This window comes from Lentiprolixibacter sp. (assembly GCF_982873095.1).
Window position 1 is genome coordinate 1 of the sequence record NZ_CEYNTP010000028.1, and the last position, 6,386, is coordinate 6,386.

Sequence of the window (6,386 nt, forward strand, 5' to 3'; positions counted from 1 at the left end):
AGTCATAATAATAATTAAAAAATAATAAAACGAAGGTAGTATAATAAAATAGGAATTACGGCAAGAAATGAAATAAATTACTGATCTTTCCCGCTTTTCTCCCGCTCTTCGCGCATTTTACGGATGTTTTCCTCGGTAAGCATATAGTCCTTGACCTTCTTGCCTTTGCTTTCCTTGAAAAGGAATAAGGGCATGGCCAGCAGAAAAAGGCCCACAGTGCCAAAACCTATGTATTTATTGGCCAGAACGAGGTTTTTTGATTTGATGGTAAAGCCATAAATGATCGCAGCTGCAGAGGCAAGCACAATAAAAATGATGATATAATTGAGCTTTTTTTTCATGGCTTAGGCCGTAAAGTTAATCAGTTTTCGCCTGTAAGCGGTAAAGAGTTTTGACCTGGAAACAAACCCATAATATTTACCCCCGCGTATAACGGGCAGGTTCCAGGCCCCACTGCGCTGGAATTTTTCCATGACCTGTTTCATGGTATCGCTTTCATAAAAAATATGCTCCGGGGCATTGTGCATAAAGCTGCTCACCGTGACCTTGTCATACATAGAACTATCAAACATAACGGCACGGATATCGTCCAGGTTCACAACACCTATCAGGCCTCCCTCTTGATTGACCACAGGAAAGAGGTTCCTGGCCGATTTGGCTACGGTATCGTGCAACATTTCTCCCAATGTCATGTCTTTTTTTATTTCCTTGAAATTGCGTTCTATCACCTCATCTATTTGCATGAGGCTGAGCACGGTCTGGTCTTTATCATGTGTTATCAAAGCACCGATTTTTGCCAGTTCCCGTGTATAAATGTTGTGTTCGACAGCATTTTTGCTGATGAGGTAGGAAATGGCAGCAGTGATCATCAACGGCACAAAGAGCTCATAGCCGCCGGTGATTTCGGCGATCAGGAAAATAGCGGTAAGCGGCGCGTGCAACACTCCTGCGATCAATCCCGCCATTCCTATTAGCGTGAAGTTGCTTTCGTTAACGGAAAATCCCAGGCCGGAGTTGTTGATGACCTTGCCCACCACATTCCCCAGGGCACTGCCCATGACCATGGTGGGGATAAAGATCCCGCCAACCCCTCCTGCAGCGAAGGTCGTGGTCATAGCAACCGCTTTAAAGATGGTGATCCCGAACAGCAGGGCAATGACTACCCAGATGTTATCAATATAGGGGTCAAATGGGGTTTTCCCCAGTGCCTTTATGTGGTCTCCGGTCAGGAGGTCATTGATAAACCCGAAGCCTTCCCCGTAGAGGGGTGGAATAAAATACAACATCACCCCAATGGCAATCCCGCCTACTAACAGTCGGTATTTAGGGCTTCTAAACGGTTTAAACAGGTTGAATATACCAAAGTACATTTTGGTAAAGTAGATGGAGGAGACTGCCGTTCCAATTCCCAGAACAATGTAGAACAGAGTGTCTTTGATCTTGAAAGCCTCTGCTGCCGAAAAGTGGATCAGCGTTTCTTCCCCCAGAAAAAAATAAGAAGTAAGGATCCCGGAAATGGACGCCAGGATAAGCGGGAGCAGGGAGAGCATCGTAAGGTCCAGGCTAAACACTTCCACAGCAAAAATTATGGCCGCTATGGGCGATTGAAATATGGAAGCAATGGCCCCGGCAGAAGCACAGGCAATGAGCAGGGAGCGGTTATTGGCATTCACATGCAGGAGTTTCCCAAAATTGGAACTGATCGCAGCACCGGTGGCCACGGCCGGACCAAGCAGTCCTACAGATCCCCCGAAACCTACGGTTAAAGGGGCCGCTATGAGGGGCCCATAGATCTGCTTCGGTGTCATGATCCCCCTTTTTCGGGAAAGGGCATAAAGGATGGAGGAAACCGCATGGTCCATCCGCTCTTTATGAATGTATTTTACATAGAGGTACACCAGGGTAAGCCCAATGATGGGGATGATGAAATACAGCTGGTTATCAGAGAAGATGATCCCCTTTTCAAGGGAGGCCTCGATGAAGTAGGTGAGGTTTTTAAGGGTAACCGAAGCCAGCCCGGCGAGCAGCCCCACGGCAATGCTCATTACATAAATAAAGCGCTTGCTCGATACATTCCTGTACCGCCATTTGAGGAGCTTTGTCAACAATTCTGCATACCTGCCTGCCATCCTGAGGATATATGTTTAAAGGTATGAAAAAGCTACAGCTACCGCCTATACAATCTCAATTAAAGATCGAGTTTTAGATGCAATTCCTGTAGTTGGGCCTCATCAATAGGTGCCGGGGCATCAATCATCACATCGCGCCCACTGTTATTTTTTGGAAATGCGATAAAATCGCGAATGGTTTCCTGTCCCCCAAGGATAGCTACCAGTCGGTCCAGTCCAAAGGCGATCCCACCATGTGGCGGTGCCCCATATTGGAAAGCGTCCATCAGAAAGCCAAACTGGGCACGGGCTTCTTCCGGGCTAAATCCGAGGTGCTTGAACATGGTAGCCTGGGTTTCCTTATCATGGATCCTGATCGATCCCCCTCCGATCTCATTCCCGTTCAACACCAGGTCATAAGCATTGGCGCGTACCTCTCCAGGCGCGCTGTCCAACAGTTCCAGCTGTCCGGGTTTTGGAGAGGTAAAAGGGTGGTGCATGGCGTGGTAGCGACCGGTCTCCTCGTCCAGTTCCAGCAGGGGAAAATCTACCACCCACAAGGGGGCAAATTCATTCGTTTTTCTCAATCCAAGGCGCTCAGCCAATTCCATTCTCAGGGCACTGAGCTGTGTTCTGGTGGTATGGGTTTCACCAGACAGGATGCAAATGAGATCGCCGGCTTGTGCCCCGGTAGCTTCGGCCCATTTTTCAAGGTCTTCAGCGGTATAGAATTTATCTACGGAAGATTTGAAGCTACCGTCCTCGTTGCATTTCACATAGACCATGCCCTTGGCTCCGATTTGTGGCCGTTTTACCCAGTCCACAATAGCATCAATCTCTTTACGGCTGTAGGATGCGCCTCCGGGGACTGCAATCCCAACCACCAATTCTGCCGTATTAAAGACCTGAAAATCCCGGTGCTGGACAAGGGCATTCAGCTCCCCGAACTCCATTCCAAAACGGATATCGGGCTTGTCTGAGCCGTATTTCTTCATGGCCTCATCATAGGTGAGGCGGGGAAAGGTACCGGTTTCCACATTGAGGATGCTCTTGAGGAGGTGACTCACCAGCCCTTCAAAGGCCTGCAGCACATCTTCCTGTTCCACAAAGGCCATTTCACAATCGATTTGTGTGAATTCCGGTTGGCGGTCGGCACGGAGGTCTTCATCCCGGAAGCACTTTACGATCTGAAAATATTTATCCATCCCTCCTACCATGAGCAGTTGCTTAAAGGTCTGCGGGGATTGGGGCAGTGCGTAGAACTGGCCTTCGTTCATGCGGCTGGGTACCACGAAATCCCGGGCGCCCTCAGGGGTCGATTTGATGAGGTAGGGCGTTTCTACTTCAATAAACCCCTGGTCCGACAAATATTTCCGGACTTCCATCGTCACCTTGCTGCGAAAGATCAGGTTATTTTTTACCGGATTACGGCGAATATCCAAATAGCGGTATTTCATTCGGAGATCATCACCTCCGTCTGTCTGGTCTTCAATGGTGAAAGGGGGTAGCAGGGCGGTATTCAGTACCTTAAGTTCACTTACCAGCACCTCTATGTTCCCTGTTGGTAGGTTGGGGTTTTTAGAGGACCTTTCTAGCACTTTTCCTTTGGCCTGTATCACAAATTCCCGTCCTAGCTTCCTGGCATTTTCCAGGATTGCTGCCTCGCTTCGCTCTTCATCAAACAGCAGCTGGGTAATGCCGTAACGGTCCCTGAGGTCGATCCAAACCACAAACCCCTTATCCCGCACTTTTTGTACCCAACCAGAGAGGACCACCTCTTTACCTATATGCTCCTCACGCAATTCTCCACAAGTATAGCTTCTATACATAACAGCTCCCGGATTTTAGCCGCAAATGTAAGAAGTTAAGCTTGTTTGCGGAACAGGGAGGGTTGGAAAATTGCGTCTTTTTCCCAAAATAACTTTCCTGGAAATAGAAAAAAACCCCGGTTCGTTCCGGGGTTTAAATTTTAAGCGGCAATATCCAGTTCTTCCTCTTTTGGTGACGGCTTTCGCCTCCTGCCCCGTATCCGTATCTTTATTCTGTAAATGATGTTAAAGAGTACCGGTACGATAATGAGGGTTAGGAAGGTAGCAACGATAAGCCCAAAGATAACCGTCCATGCCAGTGGTCCCCAGAAGATCACATTATCCCCTCCGATGTAGATCTGTGGGTCAAAATCTGAAAAGAGGGTAAAGAAATTGATATTGAGGCCTATGGCAAGCGGGATCAGTCCCAGTACCGTGGTAACCGCGGTAAGGATTACAGGTCGCAAACGGGCCTTTCCCCCCTTGACTATGGCTTCAGTGACTTCTTCATTGGAAAGGAGGTCTTTATCATCCAGTCCCAGGGCAACTTTCTTACGGTCGATCAGGATCTGTGTATAATCAAGGAGCACTACCCCGTTGTTCACCACGATCCCTGCCAGGGAGATGATCCCCATCATAGTCATCATGATGACAAAAGGCCAACCCGTTAGCATGAGTCCTCCGAATACCCCAATAAAACTGAGGAAGATCGCTGTCATGATGATGGCGGGTTTCGAGATGCCACCAAATTGGAACACGAGTATCAGCATTATCAGGCCCAGTCCGGCAAAGAAGGCACCCATCAGGAAATTCATCTGTTTTTCCTGTTCTTCGATTTGTCCGGTATAGTCGATCTTCACCCCGGCAGGAAGCCCGTTAAAATCTTCCATTTCCTTTTGGATCTGAGCAACTATGGCGCCGGCATCTGTAAAGCCGGGTTGCAGTCCGGAATAAACCGTCACCACCCTTTTGGTATCCCGGTGTTTTATGGCGCTGAACGATGAGGTATTGCGCTGGGAAGCCACTGCGGATACGGGGACTTCGCGTATCTGTCCTGTAGCCTGGTCCCTGAATATGATATTTTGATTAAAAAGTGCGCTGGTGTTGTAACGCAGGTCTTCATTGAAGCGGACGTTGATGTCATAGTCCTCACCATCTTTTTTGTAGATCCCGGCTTTATCACCAAACAGGGACCTCCTGAGCTGTTGCCCTACCTGCCCTACGCTTACGCCAAGTTCTCCTGCTTTTTCGCGGTCTACTGCTACCTGCATACTGGGTTTCCCCTTGTTTACGTCGATTTTGAGCTCCTCAATCCCGGCTATGTTCTTGCTGTTGATAAAGTTCCGCATGCGTTCTGCCGTATTGATAAGGGTGTCGTAGTCCTTCCCTTCGAGCTCAATATTGATGGGATAACCGGCTGGCGGTCCAACGGCATCTTTCTCCACCGAGATAGCCAGTCCTGGGTAAATCCCTTTAAGTCCGTCCTGGATCTCCTTCCGGAGCATTTCGGTATCCTTGCCCTTACGGTATTTAAACTCACGCATAGAGATGGTTACCTTTCCGCGATGAGGCATTTCAGCAGCGGAGCCTCCTTCGGTAAAGGGGTTCTCTGCTCCCTTGCCCACCTGGGAAACACTCGATTTGATCAACAGGTTGTGTGTACCTTCCATGTATTTGTCGCTATCAGCGATGGCATAGACCCGGCGTTCAATATCCTTGGTGATCTCATTGGTCTTTTCAATGGCTGTACCCTGTGGATATTCAATATAGACGTAGATCTCATTGGGTGTATTATCCGGGAAAAATTCCACCTTGGTCCTTCCGCTTCCCAGGGATATCCCGAAGGTGATAAAAGCAGTGATCAAAAGGAGGACGGTCACCCCGAAGTACCAGTATACATTTCCACCGCGAAGCGCGTGTTTGATGCGCTTTTCGTACCAGTTTTCGAAACGCGTGAGCGTGCGTTCCTGAAACCTCCTTGCGGAGGGTTTGAGCAGGTATTTGTAGGCCCAGAAACTTATGCCAAGTACGATCATCAGTGACCCCAGTCCGCGCATTTCCCCTCCAAAGATCAGGATAAAGGTCCCGATACCTCCCAGGAGAATACTCAGGCGGATCAGCTGTTTCCTGGTCAGTTCCTTTTCTCCGACCTCCATAAAACTGGAGACTAGCATGGAGTTCATAAAGATGGCCACGAAGAGCGATGACCCCAGGACCACCGATAAGGTAATGGGGAAGAAGATCATGAACTCACCCATGATCCCCGGCCACATTCCCAGGGGAACGAAAGCGGCAATAGTGGTGGCAGTGGAGATGATGATCGGGATGGCGATCTCACCAATCCCTTTTTTGGCAGCTTCCAGCCGACTCATCCCTTCCTCATCCATAAGGCGGTATACATTTTCTACAACCACAACCCCGTTATCCACCAGCATCCCAAGCCCCATGATCAGGCCAAACAGGATCATGG

At 48.9% G+C, this 6,386-nt stretch carries 4 protein-coding genes; all 4 read right to left on the reverse strand.

Annotation, left to right across the window (positions count from 1 at the left end):
- Positions 1-77: 77 nt before the first annotated feature.
- A complete protein-coding gene (locus AC4E7D_RS03375; protein ID WP_490172398.1) occupies positions 78-341 on the reverse strand; it encodes a hypothetical protein in 264 nt (87 codons plus the stop codon).
- A gap of 3 nt (positions 342-344) precedes the next feature.
- The gene (locus AC4E7D_RS03380) at positions 345-2,129 is read right to left on the reverse strand and encodes a chloride channel protein (RefSeq protein WP_490172399.1); all 1,785 of its coding nucleotides are present in this window, start codon (positions 2,127-2,129) and stop codon (positions 345-347) included.
- A gap of 59 nt (positions 2,130-2,188) precedes the next feature.
- Entirely contained in the window at positions 2,189-3,937 is a 1,749-nt protein-coding gene (gene aspS / locus AC4E7D_RS03385; protein ID WP_490172400.1) for an aspartate--tRNA ligase, read from the reverse strand.
- Positions 3,938-4,077: 140 nt separating this feature from the next.
- Positions 4,078-6,386, reverse strand: a 2,309-nt coding sequence (locus AC4E7D_RS03390; protein ID WP_490172401.1) for an efflux RND transporter permease subunit, incomplete at its 5' end; no start/stop codon positions are given.

What these genes read in the sequence shown, in the direction of transcription:
- aspS (WP_490172400.1), bottom strand. Translation starts at nt 3,937, where the DNA reads ATGTATAGAAGCTATACTTGTGGAGAATTGCGTGAGGAGCATATAGGT.
- AC4E7D_RS03380 (WP_490172399.1), bottom strand. Translation starts at nt 2,129, where the DNA reads ATGGCAGGCAGGTATGCAGAATTGTTGACAAAGCTCCTCAAATGGCGG.
- AC4E7D_RS03375 (WP_490172398.1), bottom strand. Translation starts at nt 341, where the DNA reads ATGAAAAAAAAGCTCAATTATATCATCATTTTTATTGTGCTTGCCTCT.